The organism is Nocardioides sp. P4_G10 (assembly GCF_056401175.1).
Window position 1 is genome coordinate 206800 of sequence record NZ_JBFUJV010000001.1, and the last position, 17792, is coordinate 224591.

Consider the following 17792-nt stretch of genomic DNA (forward strand, 5'->3'; position numbering starts at 1 on the left):
AGGCGCACACTGCACCATGAGGACCGTTCGCAGCGCTGCGTGGCTGCCCAGAGGTGGCGGGCGCCGACTGGTGGTCCTGCTCGGCCTCACCGGGTTCGTCGTGGGCGTCTACGTCCTCGTCGTGCGAGGCGGCGGCACCCTCATCGGTCACACCGACTCCCCCAGCCTGGCCCTCTCGGTGGCGGCGACGGTGGTGGTGGCGCTGTTGCTCGCTCCTGTCCAGGCCGCGCTGGACAGGTGGGTGCGGGGTCCCGGCGACGGGGCTCCGGCGGCGTACGACATCCTCACCCGGTTCTCGGACGGCGCGTCAGACGGCGATTCCAGCGAGGAGCCGCCGGTGCGGATGGCCCGTCTGCTGGCCGAAGGCACCGGAGCCCGGTGGGCACAGGTCTGGTTGGTGGTCTCGGGCCGGCCGACGCTGGCGGCGTCGTGGCCGAGCGACGCCGACGAGGCGACGACCGTTCCCGAGCCTCGACCAGGTGCCCGGGACGCGACCGGATCGGATCGGCGGGCGCTGGCTGTGGCGCATGATGGGGAGCTGCTCGGCGTGCTTCGCCTGCAGGAGCGCCCCGGCCTGCCGCTGTCGTCGGTGGAGGAGCGGCTGTTCGGTGCGCTGGCGAGCCGGGCCGGGCTGATGTTGCGGTTGGCAGGCGTGAGGGCCGAGCTGGAGCGGCAGCACCGCGACCTCGAGAAGCGCGAGGACGACCTCACCGCGTCGCGCGAGCGGCTCATCGGGGCCCAGGACGCCGAGCGGCGACGGTTGGAGCGGGACCTGCACGACGGCGCGCAGCAGCACCTCGTGGCCCTGGCGGTCAACCTGCGACTGGTGCAGACGCTCACGCAGCATGCCCCGGAACGGGCGACAGACCTGCTCGCCCGGCAAGGGGACGCCGCGACGGTAGCGATCGAGACGCTGTCGTCGTTGTCCCGCGGGATCTACCCCCGGCTGCTTTCCGACAAGGGTCTGGTGCCGGCGCTGCTGAGTGGCGTCACGGCGAGTGCGATCCCCGTGACCGTCACGGCAGACGGGACCCGGCGACTCCCGGCCGCGGTCGAGGCCGCCTTGTACTTCTGCTGCATGGAGGCGGTCCAGAACGCCGCGAAGCACTCGGGGGCGGCCGCAGTGGCCGTCCGCCTCATCGACGACCGGGACACGATCCACCTGGCGGTCACCGACGACGGCACCGGCTTCGACCCTGACAGCGTGCACGGCGCCGGCGCCGGCCTGTCGAACATGCGCGACCGGCTGGACGCGGTCGGTGGCACCGTGACGGTTGCGTCGCTCGCAGGCACCGGTACGACCGTCACGGCGCTCGTGTCCCCCGAGGCGGTCTGACGTGCTCGTACGAACAGCCTGGGCCGTGTTCGCCCTCACCGTGCTCGCCACCGTCCTGGACACCGTCTTCACCGCGGCGCACCGGTCCTTGTTGAGCGAGTCCACGTGGGCGGAGCACGGGTGGCCGTTGGCTCCGATCGCCAACCTGGGCTGCGCCCTCATGGGCGCTCTCATCGTGTCGCGCCATCCCCGGCACCCTCTCGGCTGGCTCCTGTGCGTGGCCAGCCTGCTCGCGGTGACGTTGGCGGCCGAGGCGTACGGCGTCTGGGTGCTCGACGGGGGCGGTCCGGGTCCAGATTCCTGGGGACACGTGGCGCTGTGGGCGGGGCCGCTGCTCGGCTGGCCGGCCTTCTCCGCGCTGGTGCTGGTCTTCCTTCTCGCACCGGACGGGCACCTCTTGTCGCCCCGCTGGAGATGGGCGGTCGGGATCACGCTGGCCGGGTTGATGCTGCACACCCTCGGAACGCTCTCGACGCCTCCGGGCGACTTCGTCTACGGCCAGCGAGACAGCACCCGCGCGCTCACTGCACCCCTGCTGACCGTGGGCTGGATGCTGGTCGCGGTCGGGCTGGTCGCCTCGGCCGTATCCCTGCTGCTCCGGCTGCGTCGCTCCCGCGACGACGTCCGCCGTCAGCTGCTGTGGATCGCCTCGGCGGCCGCGATGCTGGCCGTCGGCGTCGTGGTGATCCTGGCTGTCCCGCGCATCACCGGAGTCGAAGGGACGTGGTTGGCCGGCTTGCCGCTGCGAGTGGCCCAGGTGATGGTTCCCGTCTGCGTGGCGGTCGCGGTTCTGCGTCACCGGCTTCTCGAGATCGACCTCATCATCAGCCGAGCCTTGACCGTGATGCTGGCGACTGCCCTGGTGGCCGTGGGCTACGTGCTCGTCGTGGTCACCGTCGGGCTCGTCGTGGACGGCACCATCGGCTTCTGGCCCTCGCTGCTCGCAACAGCCGTCGTGGCGATTGCCTTTCAGCCGCTGCGCAGCCGCGTCGTCCGGATCGCCGACCGGCTGGCCTTCGGTACCGCGGCAGCACCCTACGAAGCTCTCGAGGACTTCAGCCGCCGCCTCGGCGAGAGTCCAGACCCCATCGACTTGCTTCCGTCTGTGGCCGAAGCCGCAGGCCGGGCAGTTCGTGCCCGCCGGGCCTCAGTGGTCCTCCACGTCGACGCCGGTCTCGACCTCACAGCCTCCTGGCCCGTCCACACAGGCGCCGACCTCACAGCCGAGCAGCTGGAGGTACCGGTGGTTCACCTGGCCGAGCGTCTCGGCACCATCTCCGTCGCCATGCCGACCGGTCAGCCACTACGTTCTCGGGAGCATGGCCTCCTCGCAGACCTGGCCGACCAAGCCGGACTGGCCTTCCGCAACGCCAGGCTGACTGCCGAGCTCGCCGGCCAGGTGAGACAGCTCAGCCAGCGAAACCAGGAGCTGGAGGGCTCCCGGGTGCGCCTCATCAGTGCCGGCGACGCCGAACGCCGTCGGCTCGAACGAGACATCGCGCGACAGGTCATGCCGCACCTGCAGCCCCTTGCGGACCGCCTGCACGAGCTCGCCGTCGCGCCGGACGCGGCAACCACGCCGGCCACCACGGACCTCGACCCGCTCGTCGCTTCGCTCAACAGCGCGCTCGAGGCGCTCCGCGAGATCACCCGCGGCGTGTTCCCGGCCCAGCTCGCCCGATCCGGCCTTCCGACAGCCGTCGGCTCCCTGCTCACGCGCACTGCGGGTACCCATCGCCTGGCGGTCGAGGACTCGGCCAGCGGCCGGCGCTTCGACCCGCGCGTCGAGGCCGCGGCGTACTTCTGCGCCGCCGAGGCCGTCCGGGACATGGGTGGACCGGTCGTCGTGTCCTTGTCCGTGGAAGACGATCGGCTACGGGTGGTCGTCACTGGTCACGAGGACGGGGCGCTTCCGCTCAGTCACATCCGCGACCGCGTCGAAGCCACTGGCGGGACCGTGTCGATGCACGTCGAGAGCGGCCGGGTCGCGCTCGACGCCTGGCTGCCGCTCATTCGCCGCGGCGCTCCGCAGCTGCCCAGACCGCGCGAAGCCGAGCCGGTCCGAACGCCGACTTGGTGACGTACGCCGCCGCGCCGGAGTTGTTGACGAACTCCTCACCAGCGTCGTCGTCGTAGGTCGAGAGCAGCACCACCACGGTCGTCGGGGTGGTCCTGCGAAGACGTCGCGTCGCCTCGACCCCGTCCATCCCGGGCAGGTTGACGTCCATCAGCACGAGGTGCGGACGCAGAGCGTCCGTCACCAGGAGCGACTCCTCCCCCGAGGAGGCCATCCCCACGACGCAGAAGCCGGGAGTCTCCTCGACCACCGTGGCCATGGCGTGCAGGAAGGTGATCTGGTCGTCGACGACCACCACAGTCACCGCCGCCATCGCAACCACCTCCACCCCGAGTGTCGTGGCCCCGACACCCGAACGGGATGGGACCAGCCACACAGCCACAGGTGGGCTGCCCCACGCCCGGGAAGGCTACGACGTCCTTCGGATGGGTAGCACCGCAACCGCTGCGGCCAGGGCGCATGCGGCGGCTACCGCGTACAGCACGGAGTAGCTGTCGTGACCGAGGGCGAGCAGTCCCGGCGCCAAGGCGGGCGCGAGGGCGAAGGGCAATGCCCCTGCGATGTTGAGGACGCCGAGATCCTTTGCGGCGTTGAGCGGGTCGGTCAGCACGTCGACCACCAGGGCCAGGTCGACGGCCATGTACATGCCGAAGCCGGACCCTCCAACGGCCATGGCCACGAGGTAGCCCTCGACGCTGCTCGAAGCGGCGACGATCACGAGCGCCGCGGCGTAGACGACGGCCGCCGCCATCACGAACGGCTTCCGGCGTCCCACACGGTCCGACAGGCGGCCCGCGAGAGGTGCGACGACGACAAGGCAGAGGGACTGGACGACCGTCCCGAGGTAGACCTGCCGCGGAACATCGGACTCCGCACTGCCGACCTCAGCCAGCAGGTAGTAGGCCTGGTAGGTCACCAGGAACGCGTAGGCCATCACGAAGAGGAAGCGGCTGAGGAAGGCCCATGCGAAGTCAGGGTTGCGTCGAGGGTTGACGTAGAAGGTTCCGGCCAGCTGCCGCAAGGACCAGGGAGGCTTGTCCTGCGGATCGAGTCGACGGTCTGGCAGCCGCCACGCGAACAGCAGGACGGCGGCCCCTCCGACGGCGCACGGCGCGAGGAACATGAGCAGCATCGAGCCACTGAATGCCTGGACGAGGTAGGTGCCGACGACCGACGCCACGGGCACGCTCAACCCGAGAAGCCCGGAGACCATCCCCCGCTGCTCGGACGGAACCTGGTCCGGCAGAACGGCGGCCTGAGCGGCAAGGGTGGCGTTGAAGAACACCTGACACACGCACCAACCGACGAGCACGACCGTCATGCTCGTAGCGGTGGCGACGGTCAGGGTCCCGGCCGCTCCGAGAGCCACCCCGGTCACCATCCACGGGCGTCGCATCCCGACGCGTGAGGTGGTGCGATCGCTGAGCCGCCCGAACAGCGGGTTGGCCACGATGGAGAACAACGACCCGATGCCGGTGACCATGGCCAGGTTGCGGGGAGCGGCCTCGATGCCGACGAGGTCGTTGACCTTCAGGGCCAAGGACACCAACAACGGCGCCAGGAACAGCAGCGAACCGCCCGTGTACGAGAGCGCGTACAGGGTGACGAACCGCCATCCGACCCGCTCTGGCGCCGACCAGACCTGTGCCGGAGGAGGGCGGCCCCCGGGTGGGCTGGTGCTCGCAGCGCGATCAGCGCTGCCATGGTCGGGGCCGGGCATGCGTGCTCCGTACGGTCGCCCGAGGCAGATGGTGTGACCCAGCATGTCCCACCACGGCCGGCCGCGGCAGTCGAGTCGGCGGTGGTATTGACCACAGACCAACGGGTGGACGGTGCTCCCCTTACGCTTCAACCGGCACGACTCGTCGCCAGGAGGGAGCGCCAGTGGTGGATGCTCTGGTGCAGACCAAGCTCCTGCTTCCGCGACCTCGGCGCGCGCTCGTCCCCCGTCCCCGCCTCAGCCACTCGCTCCACCGCGGCCGCGACGCAGCGTTGGTCCTCGTGTCAGCACCTGCGGGGTTCGGGAAGACGACGCTCCTGGCGGCAGCGGTGCAGGAACGGATCGCCGAAGGCCCGAATGGCACGTCGGTGGCCTGGGTGTCGCTCGATACACGTGATGGCGACGCGGCCCGGTTCTGGACCTACGCGTTGCAGGCCCTCGACGTCGCGAGCCCGGGGTGCGCCGCAGCCGCCCTGGGTCAGCTGGAAGGCGGTCACGGTGTCCTCGCGGACGTCATCACCTCGCTCATCAACGAGCTCAGTGTCCGCCCGGACGACGTGACCTTGGTCCTCGACGACTACCACCTCGCCGACACCCCCGACGTCGGCGAGACCCTGTCGTTCCTCCTCGACCATCGACCACCGCAGCTGCACCTGATCATCAGCACCCGCGCCGACCCCGCCCTGCCGCTCCCCCGGCTGCGGGCGCGCGGCGAGCTCGTCGAGATACGCGCCAGCGACCTTCGCTTCACCACCGACGAGGCCGAGACCTACCTCAACACCGTCCACGACCTCAGGCTCTCGGCCTCCGACGTAGAGGCACTCGAGTCGCGGACCGAGGGCTGGGTCGCCGCACTGCAGCTCGCTGCCCTGTCGCTGCACGGGCACGATGACTCAGGGGCGTTCATCGCAACCTTCGCGGGGGATGACAGGTTCGTCGTGGACTACCTGGTCGACGAGGTGCTCGACCAGCAACCGGCAGGCCTGCGCCGCTTTCTGCTGGACACCTCCGTCCTGGATCACCTGAGCGGTGCCTTGTGCGACGCGGTCACCGCAGGAACCGGCGGACGCGGCTTCCTCGAGACGCTCGAACGACGCAACCTGCTGCTCATCCCGCTGGACGACCAACGCCGCTGGTACCGCTACCACCACCTGTTCGCCGACGTGCTGCTCTCCCGGCTCCTCGCCGAGCGCCCCGAGGACGTGCCGGGGCTGCATCGCCGGGCCAGCGGCTGGTACGAGCAGGCCGGACACCTGGAACCCGCGGTCCGTCACGCGTTCGCGGCCGACGACGTCGACCGTGCAGCCGACCTCATCGAAGTCGCGGCACCAGATCTGCGTCGCCACCGGGCTGAGGGGACCCTGCGCAGCTGGTTGGCCCAGCTTCCCCCCGATGTGCTCGCCCAGCGTCCGGTCCTGGCGAACGACTTCATCGGCGCCCTCATGGCCACCGGCTCCTTCAACGGGGTCGGGCCCCGGCTCGACGCGTTGGAAGCGTCTCTCGATGCGGCGCCGGACACGTTCGTCATCCGGAACCAGGCCGAGTGGCGCAGGTTGCCGGCGGTGCTGGCGACCCACCGGGCAGGGCTCGCCCTGGTGACAGGAGACCACGACGCGACCATCACCCACGCCGAGACCGCGCTCGCTCGAGCGCCCGCCGATGACCAGCTGACCGCTGGTGCGGCTTCTGCCCTGAAGGGTCTGGCCGCGTGGTCCGGTGGAGACCTGGCGTCGGCGCTCGAGGCGTACAGGACCTCAGCCGACTGCCTGGCTGCCGCCGGGCACACCTCGGACGTGCTCGCCTGCATCGTGACGCTGGTGGATCTGCAGTTGCAGCTGGGTCGCTTGGACGAGGCTCACCGCGCCGCCCGTCGTGGCTTGGAGCTCGGCGGCACTACTCGCAGCGAGGCGGTCCTGCGCGGCACCGCGGACATGTGGGTGGCGCTGAGCCGCGTGGAATGGGAACGAGGCAACACCACGGCCGCTGAGGAAGACCTGAACCGCGCCGCAGACCTCGGCGAGTCCGCCGGCCTCCCGCAGCAGCCGTACCGATGGCGGGTGGCGATGGCCCACCTCCGCGAAGCGCAGGGCGACCTGGCCTCGGCGGACATCCTGCTCCACGAGGCTGAACGCCTGTTCGACAGCGATTTCTCACCCGTCGTGCGGCCGATCCCAGCCGTCCGCGCCCGGCTCCACATCCACGCTGGGCACCTCACCGCCGCACGCAGCTGGGCCACCTCAGCGGGCGTGGCTACCAGCGACGAGGTCACGTACCTGCGCGAGTTCGAGCACGTCACGCTGGCCCGCCTCCTGCTGGCCGAGCATGCCGACACCCACGACGACAGCCAGCTGTCGGAGTCCCTCCACCTGCTGGAACGGCTGCACCAGGCGGCCGACACTGGTGGACGGACCGCGGTGGTGGTCGAGAGCCTTGTCCTCCAGGCGGTCGCCCACGACCGGGCGGACCGAACCGAGGAAGCCGTACGCCGATTGCGGCTGGCCGTCGAGCTGGCTCAGCCGCGCGACTGGGTTCGTCCGTTCATGGGCGATGGACCTCGCGTGCATCAGCTGCTCACGCTCCTGCCTGGATCGGCGTCCGCCTTCGCCCGCACCGTCGACGCGTCGGCCGGCCAGCCCGCGGCACAGGTGCACGCGCAGCATCCACCAGCCGCGACTGCCGCCGACGTGTCAGTGGTTGCACCGTCCGGTGAGCCGTTGGCCCTCGTCGCGACACTGAGCAGCCGCGAGCACGACGTGCTGCGACTGCTGGCCTCAGACCTGGACGGCCCCTCGATCGCGCGACACCTGAACGTGTCCTTGGCGACGGTACGCACCCACACCCAGCACATCTACGCCAAGCTCGGCGTCAACAACCGGCGCGCAGCCGTTCGACGTGGCCATCAGCTGAACCTCTGACCCCAGGACCCGGAGAGTTCATCAGCCCACTCATCACCTGTGATGACGCGCGCTCATCACCTCGGCTCCTACGTTCCCGGACATCGACAGCGCAGAACACCCCGGACTGCGCTCCTTGAAAGGGACGACGGTGGACACGAGCAGCGAACGTGAGGGCGACTGGTACGAGATCCGTGTCCAAGGACGCCTGGACGCCCGCTGGTCCGCCTGGCTCGACGGCCTCACCTTGTCCCAACCCGACGACGGCACGACCGTCCTGCGCGGCCTGGTGACCGACCAGGCCGCCCTGCACGGGCTGCTGCACAAGTTGCGCGACATCGGGCTGCCGCTCGTCTCGGTCGCCCGCACCGAACCGGACTGAGCCGTCCATCCACAGCACGGCCAACCCCACACCTCACCGCTGACCTCAGGAGATTCCGATGACCACCACACTGCGCACCACGAAGTCCCCCACCACCCGCCAGACGGCCCCCGACCCGACGCGCCGTGCCGCGACCATCGTCGGCTGGCTGTTCGTCGTCACCTACGTCACCTCGATCTCCGCCAAGGTCGGCTTTTACCCGCCGCTGTTCGACGGGAACTACGTCACCGGCCCCGGAGAGGACTCCCGCGTCCTGTGGGGCGCGTTCGCCGAGTGCATCCTCATCATCGCCAACATCGGCACCGCCACCGCGCTGTACACGGTCGTCAAGCACCGGTACCCGAACCTCGGCCTCAGCTTCATCGCTGCCCGCATCATGGAGTCCGTCTTCATCGGTGTCGGCATCTTGGCCGTCCTCACCGTCGTCACGCTGCGGCAGGACTACGCAGCGGCCGACGACCAGTCCGCCGCCGGCCTGGCCGCGGTCGGAAACGGGTTCCTCGCCATGCAGGAGTGGACCTTCAACCTGGGCCCCGCGTTCGTCGTCGGCGTCGGCAACGGCTGCATCCTCGGCTGGATGATGTGGCGCACCGGTCTGGTGCCGCGTCGGCTGTCCATGTTCGGGCTGGTCGGGGGTCCGCTCATCATCGCCACCGGCTCTGCTGCCGTCCTCGGCCTCAAGCAGGCGGGACCGTCCAGCTGCTCTCCGCCGCGCCCGAGTTCATCTGGGAGCTCGGCCTCGGCATCTACCTCATCGTCAAGGGCTTCAAGACCCCCAACGCCTGCACCCCCGAGCAGGCCGCCGGATCGGTGCAGCCATGACCGCCGTCGACCGCGTCACCAAGACCTACGGCGACTTCACCGCCGTCGACGACCGCTTGGATCCGCAGGTGGATTGCGTGACTCCTGGCCACGCGGCCAGGACCGGCTCGATGGCGGGTTCACGTCGCGTTACTCACCCTGATGGACCGAGCCCCTGACTGCAGCGACGCGGTCAGGGGCTCGATGCATGTCCGGCCCGCCGCGCCGGCACCCGGATGGGCACCCGGGCGTGACCGATCGGGTTGGCCTCGGCGACCCGGTCCATGGCGTCGATGATGTTGCGCAGGTTGATGATCAGCGCCCCGTAGACCGGCCACTCGGGCGAGCGCTCGGTGGACCGGAGATCCTCGGTGAGCACCTCGAGCCGACGGCGTACGGCGAGCAGCGCGTCGGGATCCGCCGCGCTGGTCGCCCGCCCCGTGTCGCCCAGCATCGAGATCCACTGGTCGGCGAAGGACTCCCCCCACGTCTCACGGTGAGCCTGCTGGCTCCCGAGCGTGCGCGCCAGGCTCCGGGTCTCGGCGATGGCCTGCTCCATGCGGCGGAGCAGTCCGTGCCACTCGCGGGGGTTCTTCATCACCCGCGCCGAGCGGCGGGGGTTCATCCGGGCGCTCTCCTCGGCCTGCCGCACGAGCGCCCAGGCCTGGTCGACGTCGCCGTCGAGGTCTCGGGTGCGGTTGATCCACGCGTCGACGTCGTCGTCCTGGCAGCCGTCCCCGAGACCGCCGGCCATGTCCGTGAGGAGCTCGCCGATGCCGTCGTCGACGCGGTCCAGGGCCTTGGCCGCGGTGTGCCGGCGCAGCGGCGGCCACACGAGGACGTTGACGAGCAGGCCGACCGCCACGCCGATCGCGGTGTCGAGGAGCCGCGCGACGAGCACGACGTCGTCCTCGAAGCCGGTGGTGAGCACCACCAGCCCAGTGGTCGCGATCGTCGTGGCCTCCGCACCCAGCCACGGCACGGCGCCCAGCACCAGTGCCACCACCAGCAGCAGCGTGATCGCCCCGGTGGTCAGGCCGAAGGCCTCCCCCACCACGGTGGCGAGCAGGACCGCGACGACGGTCGCAGCGACCTGCTGCATGCCCTTGGAGAACGTCCGGTAGACGGTGGCGTGCACCACGAGCAGGGCCGCCCACGGTGCGAGGAACGGCTGCTGCAGGTCCAGCACGCTCGCCGCGATGACCCACGCCGCGACAGCCGCCAGCACCGTCTTGGCCAGCTGCAGGACGTCGTTCCACCAGATCGGGTCACCGAGCTTGTCGTCGACTCGATCCCTCCATCTCTCCCACACCTTCGCCCTCATGCGGTGCTCCTCTCCCTCACCGATCGACACTACGGAGGTCGGGAGGAGGTGCAAGTCCGGACAACCCCTATGGGCGGGACTCTCGACGGCCTCACGCCAGGGACAGGAAGAGCTTCTCCATCTTCTTCACGTCGAGACTGTCGATGTCGCCGTCACCGGCGGCGAGGCACTGCTGCAGTCCCGAGGCGACGATCGCGAAGCCGGCGCGGTCCAGCGCCTTGGACACCGCAGCCAGCTGGGTGACCACGTCCTCGCAGTCGCGGCCCTCCTCGAGAAGCCGCAGCACGCCGGCGAGCTGCCCCTGTGCGCGCTTGATGCGGTTGATGACGGGCGTCATCTGGTCGGGATCGAGCTGCATCGGTCCTCCTCGTCGGGCTGGGCGGGCGGCGGGTGCCGCGGTCCCAGCATACCCCCGGGGGTGTTTTGCGTTTCGTGGTGGATACCCCCTAGGGTATCGGTATGGCACGCCCGACCGACCTCACCGTCCTCGTGATCGACACGCCCACGCTCGGTGACCGCAGCTACCTCGTGCACGACGGCGAGGTGGCGTTCGTGGTCGACCCCCAGCGCGACATCGACCGCGTGCTGACCCTCCTCGAGCAGCAGGGCGTACGCCTGACGCACGTCCTCGAGACCCACATCCACAACGACTACGTCACCGGCGGCCTCGCGCTCGCGGAGCGGACCGGTGCCCACTACCTCGTCAACGGCGAGGACGAGGTCACCTTCGCCCGCACCCCKGTGGCGGACGGGGACGTCGTCGATGTGGGTGGACGCATGCGCGTCACCGCGCTGGCGACCCCCGGCCACACGTTCACCCACCTCTCCTACCTCCTCGTCGACGCAGCTGCCGAGGGTGATGACCAGCACGTCGGCGTGTTCTCCGGCGGGTCGCTGCTCTACGGCGCGACCGGACGCCCCGACCTCCTCGGTCCCGAGCACACCCACGCGCTGGTGCACCACCAGCACGCCTCGGCCCACCGGCTCGCCGAGCTGCTGCCCGACGAGGCGGAGGTCTACCCCACCCACGGCTTCGGCTCCTTCTGCTCCGCCACCCAGTCCGACGCCACGAGGTCGACCATCGGCCGGGAGAAGCAGGCGAACCCCGTCCTCACCCAGGGCGAGCAGACCTATGTCGAGGAGCTGCTGGCCGGGCTCGGCCCGTGGCCGACCTACTACGCGCACATGGCGCCGGCCAACGCCGCCGGCCCCGCCGAGCCCGACCTGACTCCCCCGGCGGTCGCCGACGCGACCGAGCTGCGCCGGCGCATCGAGGCCGGGGAGTGGGTCGTCGACCTGCGCCACCGCACGGCCTTCGCCGCGGGCCACGCCCCCGGAACGCTCAACTTCGGCCTGGACGGCGGCTTCGCGACCTACCTCGGCTGGCTCGTCACCTGGGGCACGCCGATCACGCTCCTCGGCGCGACCGCCCAGGACGTGGCCGAGGCGCAGCGCGAGCTGGTCCGCATCGGGATCGACCGCCCCGCAGCCCACGCCACCGGCGGCCCGGAGGACTGGAGCGACCGCGAGCCCAGCTCGTTCGCGACGGCGACGTTCACCGACCTCGCCCAGGTGCGCCACCACCGCGAGGTCGTCGTCCTCGACGTGCGCCGCACAGACGAGCACCACGCCGCGCGCATCGACGGTGCCGTCAACGTCCCGCTGCACGAGCTGTGGGACCGCCTCGGCGAGGTGCCGGACGGGGAGGTGTGGGTGCACTGCGCCGGTGGCTACCGCGCGTCGGTCGCCGCCTCGATGCTCGACGCCGCCGGGCGCACCCCGGTCGCGATCGACGACTCCTTCGACCATGCCGATCAGGTGGGCCTGCACCTCGTGGGGCCTGACACGTGATCGAGCTCCTCCTCGCCGTCGTCGCCGGCGCGCTCATCGGCCTCAGCCTGGGTGCGCTCGGCGGCGGTGGCTCCGTCCTGGCCGTCCCCGTGCTGCTCACGCTCGGCCAGTCCCCCGCGCAGGCGACCACCGGGTCGCTCGTCGTCGTCGGCGTGACCTCCCTCGCGGGGGCCGTCACCGCCCGACGTGCCGGCAGCGTGCTGCTGGCGCGAGGGATCACGTTCGGGACGGTCGCGATCGGCGGCGCCGTGGCGGGGGCACACCTGTCGTCCGCGGTCCCCGAGCCGGTGCTCCTGGCCGCCTTCTCGGCACTGATGCTGGTGGTCGCGGGGCTGATGACGGTCCGTCTGCTGCGCAATCGCCAGCGATCCCGGGGGGACCACGCATCACCGGTCGAGCGTCCGCGCCTCGACGACCCGATCATCACGTTCAGCCCCACCTTCATGTGCCAGTGCCCCCGCGCCCTCAAGGTGCTCGTGACGGCGACCGTCGTGGGGATGCTCACCGGGTTCCTCGGCGTGGGCGGCGGCTTCCTCGTCGTGCCCGCCCTCGTCCTCGCCCTCGCGCTGCCCATGCGCTATGCCGCGGGCACGTCGCTGGTCGTCATCACCATCACCAGCACGGCAGCCCTCGCCGCCCGTGCCGGGGTCGGCGTCGTGCCCGACTGGCGCCTCGTGGCCGCGCTCACGACCACCGCGGTGGCCGGCTCCGTCCTCGGGGCCCGACTCGCCGCACGCACCGACACCACCCGGCTGTCCGCAGCCTTCACCGGGCTCGTCCTCGCCGTGGCGGCGTACGTCGCCGCGCAGGCGCTGCCCGCCCTGGTCTGACCCCTCACCCATCACTCACCCAAGGAGATCCACCATGTGCCGAGCGGCGCGATGCAAGACCTGCGGCAAGACCACCTGGGCCGGCTGCGGCCAGCACGTCGGGCAGGTCAAGGCCGGTGTCCCCGCGAAGGACTGGTGCAACGGCCAGCACACCGCAGCCGAGAAGGCCGCCAGCGGCTCGGGTGGCGGCCTCCTGTCCCGGCTCTTCGGCCGCTGACCGTCACGGGTGGTACGCCGCCCGGTGGGGTCGCGGCGTCGCGAGCAGCACCGGGCAGCTGGCCTCCCTGAGCACGGCGCGGGCGACCGGACCGATGTGCGAGCCGATCGGCACGAGCGGGTCGTGGCGACCGATCACGAGCAGCTCGGCGTCGGCGGAGCACTCCACCAGCACCTCCGAGGCCCGGCCCTGATCCACCCGGACGTCGGCGTCCGTCGCGGCCGACAGGTCGCCGACGCGGTCGAGCGCGGCGCACACCTCCGCCCGGGCGCTGTCCGACCACCCTCGGACCTCCTCGGCCGTGAACGAACTCTCGTAGGGCGCCGGAATCGACCACGAGTGGACGAGCCGGAGCCGGGCCCCGCGCCCGTGCGCCTCGGCGAGCGCCGCGCGCAGCACCTCGTCCGCACGCTCGGGCACGTCGACGCCGGCGACGACCACCCGCGGCTCCCCGTCGGGCCGCCACCCGCTCGGTACGGCGACCACGGGGACCCTCAGGTGCGCGGCCACACCGCCCGCGACGGTGCGGTTCACGATCCTCGACAGCCGGGACAGGTGCCGGTGCTCCAGCACGACCATCCGAGCGGTCCGGCCGACCTCGACGAGCGCGCCCACCGGCGTGCCCCGGACGAGCTCGTGGGTGACGGGCACGGCGTCGCCGACGAGGTCGTCGGCCACCTTCACCGCCTCGGCCAGGCGCGCGGCGCCCCAGGCCTCGACGTCGGCAGCGGGGATCAGCACGTGGTCGGCCGGGATCGGGGTCAGGTCGACGGCGTGCACCAGGTGCAGCCCGCACCCGGCGCGCACGGCCTCCGCGGCGGCGAACGCCAGGGCCGACTCGAACTCCTCGGGCCCGACCCCGACAACGATCCGGGGTCCGTGTGCGGTGGTGCGCTGCTCGGTCATGGCGTCCTCCTCGGCTGTTCCTGTGCCTCCACTCTTCGCCGGTATCGGCGTCGCACGAAGGGCCGTTGGACCCCGCGAGGGGCGGCAAAGGGCCCTGCTGCGAGGGCGTCGCCGGGAGCAGGCTGGAGGTGAGCCTGAGGAGGTCGACATGCGCGCACTGCGTCTGAACCAGTGGAAGAGCGAGCCGGTTCTCGAGGAGGTCCCCGTCCCCGCGCCGGGCCCGGGTGAGGTCCTGGTGCAGGTCGGCGCCGCCGGCGCGTGCCACTCCGACCTGCACCTCATGCACGAGTTCGAGCCGGGCATGCTGCCCTACGACCCGCCGTTCACCCTCGGGCACGAGAACGCCGGCTGGGTGCACACCGTGGGCCAGGGGGTCACCGGGCTGGAGGTCGGACAACCGGTGGCGATCGTCGGCGCCTGGGGCTGCGGCACGTGCGCGCACTGCGCGGCCGGTCTGGAGACCTACTGCGAGCGCCCCGACCTCGCACCGGTGCCCGGCGGCGGTGGCGGGCTCGGCCTCGACGGCGGGATGGCCGACTACCTGCTGGTCCCGGCAGCGCGCCACGTCGTCCCGCTCCCCGACGGGTTGGAGGTCGTCGACGCCGCCCCGCTCACCGACGCGGCGCTGACGCCGTACCACGCCGTCCGACGCTCGCTGGGCAAGCTCGGCCCCGGCAGCACCGCCGTCGTGATCGGCGTCGGCGGACTCGGCCACCTCGGGCTGCAGGTCCTCACGGCGCTGACCGCCGCGCGCATCGTCGCCGTCGACGGCCGCGACAGCGCGCGGGTCCGGGCGAGCGACCTGGGTGCCGACCTCGTCCTGGAGCCGGGGCCCGAGACCGCCGCCCGGATCCGAGAGGCCACCGGCGGGCGCGGCGCCGACGTGGTCCTCGACTTCGTCGGGTCCGACGAGACCCTCGCCACGGCGGCCGCCTGCGTGCGCCAGCTCGGGGACATCACCATCGTGGGGATCGCCGGCGGCACCCTGCCGGTCTCGTTCTTCGGCGTCCCCTACGAGGTGAGCGTGCAGACCACCTACTGGGGCAACCGCGCCGAGCTGGTGGAGGTGCTCGACCTGGCCGGCCGCGGGCTGCTCCACGCCGCGACGAGCATCTACCCGCTCGAGGATGCCCTCGCCGCGTACGACGACCTGGCGCACGGCCGGGTGGAGGGACGGGCGGTCGTCGTGCCGAACGACACGTTCCGGCGGTGACGTCGGTGTCGCGCCCGGGAGGACCTTGTCGAGGGTTTACGTTGGGCCGGTGAACGCGGCCAGGAACAGCTATGACGTGGTGGTCGTCGGCGGCGGCCACAACGCCCTCGTGAGTGCCGCCTACCTCGCCCGCGCCGGGCTCTCGGTGGTCGTCCTCGAGCGGCTGCACCACACCGGTGGGGCCGCGGTGTCGGTCGAGCCGTTCGCCGGGCAGCCTGCCCGGCTCTCGCGCTACTCCTACCTCGTCAGCCTGATGCCGGAGCAGCTGATGGCCGACCTGGACCTCGACGTCCGGCTCGCGTCGCGCACCACCGCGTCGTACACGCCCTGGACGCGCGGCGAGCGCTCCGGCGGCCTGCTGGTCGAGCGGCCCGAGGGCGAGGCGACGCGTGCGTCGTTCCTCGACCTCACCGGGGGCGAGGACGAGTACGCCGCCTGGGAGGCGTTCTACGGCGAGGTCGGCCGGCTGGCCGAGGCCGTGGCCCCGACACTGATGCGGCCGCTCCCCCTCGAGCGGGATGTCCGCGCCCTGGTCGACGAGCGCATCTGGGCCGACGTGGTCGATGAGCCGCTCGGCCGTGCGATCACCCGGCGTTTCTCCGACGACACTGTGCGCGGCGTCGTCGCCACCGACGCGCTCATCGGCACGTTCGCCTCGATGGACGACCCCTCGCTCGTGCAGAACCGGTGCTTCCTCTACCACCTCATCGGCAACGGCACCGGCGAGTGGCGGGTGCCGATCGGCGGGATGGGCGCGGTCACCGACGCGCTCGCGCGGGCCGCCGTCGACGCCGGGGCCGAGATCGTCACGGGCGCGGGCGTCGGATCCATCACGCCCGGCCCGGACGGCGCCGAGGTGGTGTGGCACGACGGCGAGCGCGAGCACTCGGTGACGGGCCGCCGCGTGCTGTCCGGCGTCGCCCCCTGGGTGCTGCGGATCCTGCTCGGCGAGGGCGAGGACCCCGACACCAAGCCCGCCGGCTCGCAGCTCAAGATCAACTTCCTGCTCGACCGGCTGCCCGCTTTGCGATCGGGCGTCGACCCCGCCGTCGCCTTCGCCGGGACCCTCCACCTCGCCGAGGACTACTCGACCATCGAGCGGGCCTACACCGCCGCGGCCGGCGGCTCGGTGCCGGACCCGATGCCGGGCGAGGTCTACTGCCACAGCCTCAGCGACCCCTCGATCCTCGGCGACCGGGCGGGCTCGGCCCACACGCTGACCTACTTCGGCCTCCACACGCCGGCTGGGCTCTTCGACGCCGACCCGGGCGCCAAGGACGTCGCGGTGCAGCGCGCGCTCGCCTCGCTCGACGCGGTCCTGGCCGAGCCGCTCGCCGACTGCCTCGCCACCGACGCCGACGGCCGGCCGTGCATCGAGGCCAAGATCCCGCAGGACGTCGAGGCGGACCTGGCGATGCCGGGCGGCCACATCTTCCACGGCGACCTCGACTGGCCGTGGGCCCCCAACCGGTCGCGCCTCGAGACCCCCGCCCAGCAGTGGGGCGTCCAGACCGGCCACGACTCCGTGCTCCTCTGCGGCTCGGGCGCGCGGCGCGGCGGGGCGGTCTCCGGCCTCGGCGGCCACAACGCGGCGCAGGCCGTCCTCGCCGACCTCTGACCGGCCACGGGGCGAGGCCACCTCGATTTCGCCTGCCGATCACGACGCTGTAGTGTTCTACTCGCTTCACCGCCTGCGCCATTAGCTCAATTGGCAGAGCAGCTGACTCTTAATCAGCGGGTTCGGGGTTCGAGTCCCTGATGGCGTACAGAAGCGAAGGCCCTGACCCGCACCGCCGGTCGGGGCCTTCGTCGTTCATCCGGTCCCATCGCCAGGTGAGTCTCAGGTAGGCCCTGAGCCGCACGGCGTGTGGCCTCATGGGCGGCGTCTGCTCCGTGCCGCATGCGCCCAGACGCAAGTACACACGAGGATCAGCGCGAATCCGAGTCCGGTCAGCGCGGGCACCAAGGAGGTGCCAGCGGTCAGGATCATGCTTGCCAGCGCGACGGCAAGGATTCCGCCCGGGTCGAGCGCGCCGCGCACTCCCGCGAGTCGACGCCGGCGCCGGCGTGGACCCTCGATGGCTCGCATGAAGCCCGAGTCCGTTGCCAGGTCGTGCTCGATCTCCTCCAGCCGCTGCTTCTCCCAATCGTTCAGCATGATTGTTCCTCGCCTTCGATGGGTCTCGTACCTGATCGCCGGAGACGAGGCTCCGGGGGCTGGGAGAGCCGCGTACGTGGTTG

The 17792-nt window shown here is 71.6% G+C and carries 16 protein-coding genes and 1 tRNA gene; 11 read left to right on the forward strand and 6 right to left on the reverse strand.

All coding sequences use genetic code 11. The features are described 5' to 3' along the window. Nucleotides 1-16 precede the first annotated feature (16 nt). Nucleotides 17-1336 carry a sensor histidine kinase gene (locus tag AC1DP1_RS00965; RefSeq protein ID WP_477505246.1) on the forward strand — a complete coding sequence of 440 codons (1320 nt, stop codon included), beginning with the start codon at nucleotides 17-19 and terminating at the stop codon, nucleotides 1334-1336. Between the two features lie 217 nt (nucleotides 1337-1553). Further along, nucleotides 1554-3416 carry a sensor histidine kinase gene (locus AC1DP1_RS00970; protein ID WP_477505247.1) on the forward strand — a complete coding sequence of 621 codons (1863 nt, stop codon included), beginning with the start codon at nucleotides 1554-1556 and terminating at the stop codon, nucleotides 3414-3416. Here the strand turns inward: AC1DP1_RS00970 and AC1DP1_RS00975 are convergent. Both AC1DP1_RS00975 and AC1DP1_RS00980 read right to left on the reverse strand, forming a co-directional pair. Then, nucleotides 3346-3726 (reverse strand): response regulator, encoded by a 381-nt coding sequence (locus AC1DP1_RS00975; protein WP_477505248.1) that lies wholly within the window; start codon nucleotides 3724-3726, stop codon nucleotides 3346-3348. The two genes, AC1DP1_RS00970 and AC1DP1_RS00975, sit on opposite strands and share 71 nt — an antisense overlap. Nucleotides 3727-3822: 96 nt before the next feature. Further along, nucleotides 3823-5133 carry an MFS transporter gene (locus AC1DP1_RS00980; RefSeq protein WP_477505249.1) on the reverse strand — a complete coding sequence of 437 codons (1311 nt, stop codon included), beginning with the start codon at nucleotides 5131-5133 and terminating at the stop codon, nucleotides 3823-3825. Between AC1DP1_RS00980 and AC1DP1_RS00985 the strand changes: the two genes are divergently transcribed. The 3 genes from AC1DP1_RS00985 to AC1DP1_RS00995 all read left to right on the forward strand — a co-directional run bounded on the left by AC1DP1_RS00985 (nucleotide 5082) and on the right by AC1DP1_RS00995 (nucleotide 9373). Further along, nucleotides 5082-8048, forward strand: a complete 2967-nt coding sequence (locus tag AC1DP1_RS00985; protein ID WP_477505250.1) for a winged helix-turn-helix domain-containing protein — start codon at nucleotides 5082-5084, stop codon at nucleotides 8046-8048. The two genes, AC1DP1_RS00980 and AC1DP1_RS00985, sit on opposite strands and share 52 nt — an antisense overlap. Before the next feature lie 130 nt (nucleotides 8049-8178). Next, a complete protein-coding gene (locus tag AC1DP1_RS00990; protein ID WP_477505251.1) occupies nucleotides 8179-8409 on the forward strand; it encodes a hypothetical protein in 231 nt (76 codons plus the stop codon). Between the two features lie 58 nt (nucleotides 8410-8467). Further along, a complete protein-coding gene (locus AC1DP1_RS00995) occupies nucleotides 8468-9373 on the forward strand; it encodes a DUF4386 domain-containing protein (RefSeq protein WP_477505252.1) in 906 nt (301 codons plus the stop codon). Between the two features lie 30 nt (nucleotides 9374-9403). On the opposite strand, the gene AC1DP1_RS01000 is transcribed toward AC1DP1_RS00995, so the two are convergent. Next, nucleotides 9404-10534, reverse strand: a complete 1131-nt coding sequence (locus AC1DP1_RS01000) for an FUSC family protein (RefSeq protein ID WP_477505253.1) — start codon at nucleotides 10532-10534, stop codon at nucleotides 9404-9406. Nucleotides 10535-10625: 91 nt separating this feature from the next. After that, nucleotides 10626-10892 carry a metal-sensitive transcriptional regulator gene (locus AC1DP1_RS01005; RefSeq protein ID WP_191196449.1) on the reverse strand — a complete coding sequence of 89 codons (267 nt, stop codon included), beginning with the start codon at nucleotides 10890-10892 and terminating at the stop codon, nucleotides 10626-10628. 101 nt (nucleotides 10893-10993) lie between these two features. Here AC1DP1_RS01005 and AC1DP1_RS01010 point away from each other — a divergent pair, with 101 nt between their 5' ends. Genes AC1DP1_RS01010 through AC1DP1_RS01020 form a run of 3 tightly spaced genes read left to right on the forward strand, consistent with a single transcriptional unit; the run spans nucleotide 10994 to nucleotide 13432 of the window. Further along, entirely contained in the window at nucleotides 10994-12385 is a 1392-nt protein-coding gene (locus AC1DP1_RS01010; RefSeq protein WP_477505254.1) for a rhodanese-like domain-containing protein, read from the forward strand. Further along, nucleotides 12382-13215: a sulfite exporter TauE/SafE family protein gene (locus AC1DP1_RS01015; protein ID WP_477505255.1), complete on the forward strand. Its 834-nt coding sequence runs from the start codon at nucleotides 12382-12384 to the stop codon at nucleotides 13213-13215. Before AC1DP1_RS01010 ends, AC1DP1_RS01015 begins: the two co-directional genes overlap by 4 nt. Before the next feature lie 34 nt (nucleotides 13216-13249). Beyond that, the gene (locus tag AC1DP1_RS01020) at nucleotides 13250-13432 is read left to right on the forward strand and encodes a hypothetical protein (RefSeq protein WP_477505256.1); all 183 of its coding nucleotides are present in this window, start codon (nucleotides 13250-13252) and stop codon (nucleotides 13430-13432) included. A 3-nt stretch (nucleotides 13433-13435) separates the two neighbouring features. Here the strand turns inward: AC1DP1_RS01020 and AC1DP1_RS01025 are convergent, their stop codons facing one another. Then, nucleotides 13436-14338 carry a universal stress protein gene (locus AC1DP1_RS01025; protein ID WP_477505257.1) on the reverse strand — a complete coding sequence of 301 codons (903 nt, stop codon included), beginning with the start codon at nucleotides 14336-14338 and terminating at the stop codon, nucleotides 13436-13438. 148 nt (nucleotides 14339-14486) lie between these two features. Here AC1DP1_RS01025 and AC1DP1_RS01030 point away from each other — a divergent pair, with 148 nt between their 5' ends. From AC1DP1_RS01030 to AC1DP1_RS01040, 3 genes are all read left to right on the forward strand, one after another. Beyond that, nucleotides 14487-15551: an NAD(P)-dependent alcohol dehydrogenase gene (locus AC1DP1_RS01030; RefSeq protein WP_477505258.1), complete on the forward strand. Its 1065-nt coding sequence runs from the start codon at nucleotides 14487-14489 to the stop codon at nucleotides 15549-15551. Nucleotides 15552-15600: 49 nt separating this feature from the next. Beyond that, on the forward strand, nucleotides 15601-17169 hold the full coding sequence (locus AC1DP1_RS01035) for a phytoene desaturase family protein (protein WP_477505259.1): 1569 nt from the start codon (nucleotides 15601-15603) through the stop codon (nucleotides 17167-17169). Between the two features lie 75 nt (nucleotides 17170-17244). Beyond that, nucleotides 17245-17317 (forward strand) — tRNA-Lys (locus AC1DP1_RS01040). A gap of 107 nt (nucleotides 17318-17424) precedes the next feature. On the opposite strand, the gene AC1DP1_RS01045 is transcribed toward AC1DP1_RS01040, so the two are convergent. After that, nucleotides 17425-17709, reverse strand: coding sequence for a DUF3040 domain-containing protein (locus tag AC1DP1_RS01045; protein ID WP_477505260.1), 285 nt, complete (start codon nucleotides 17707-17709; stop codon nucleotides 17425-17427). Between the last annotated feature and the right edge of the window lie 83 nt (nucleotides 17710-17792).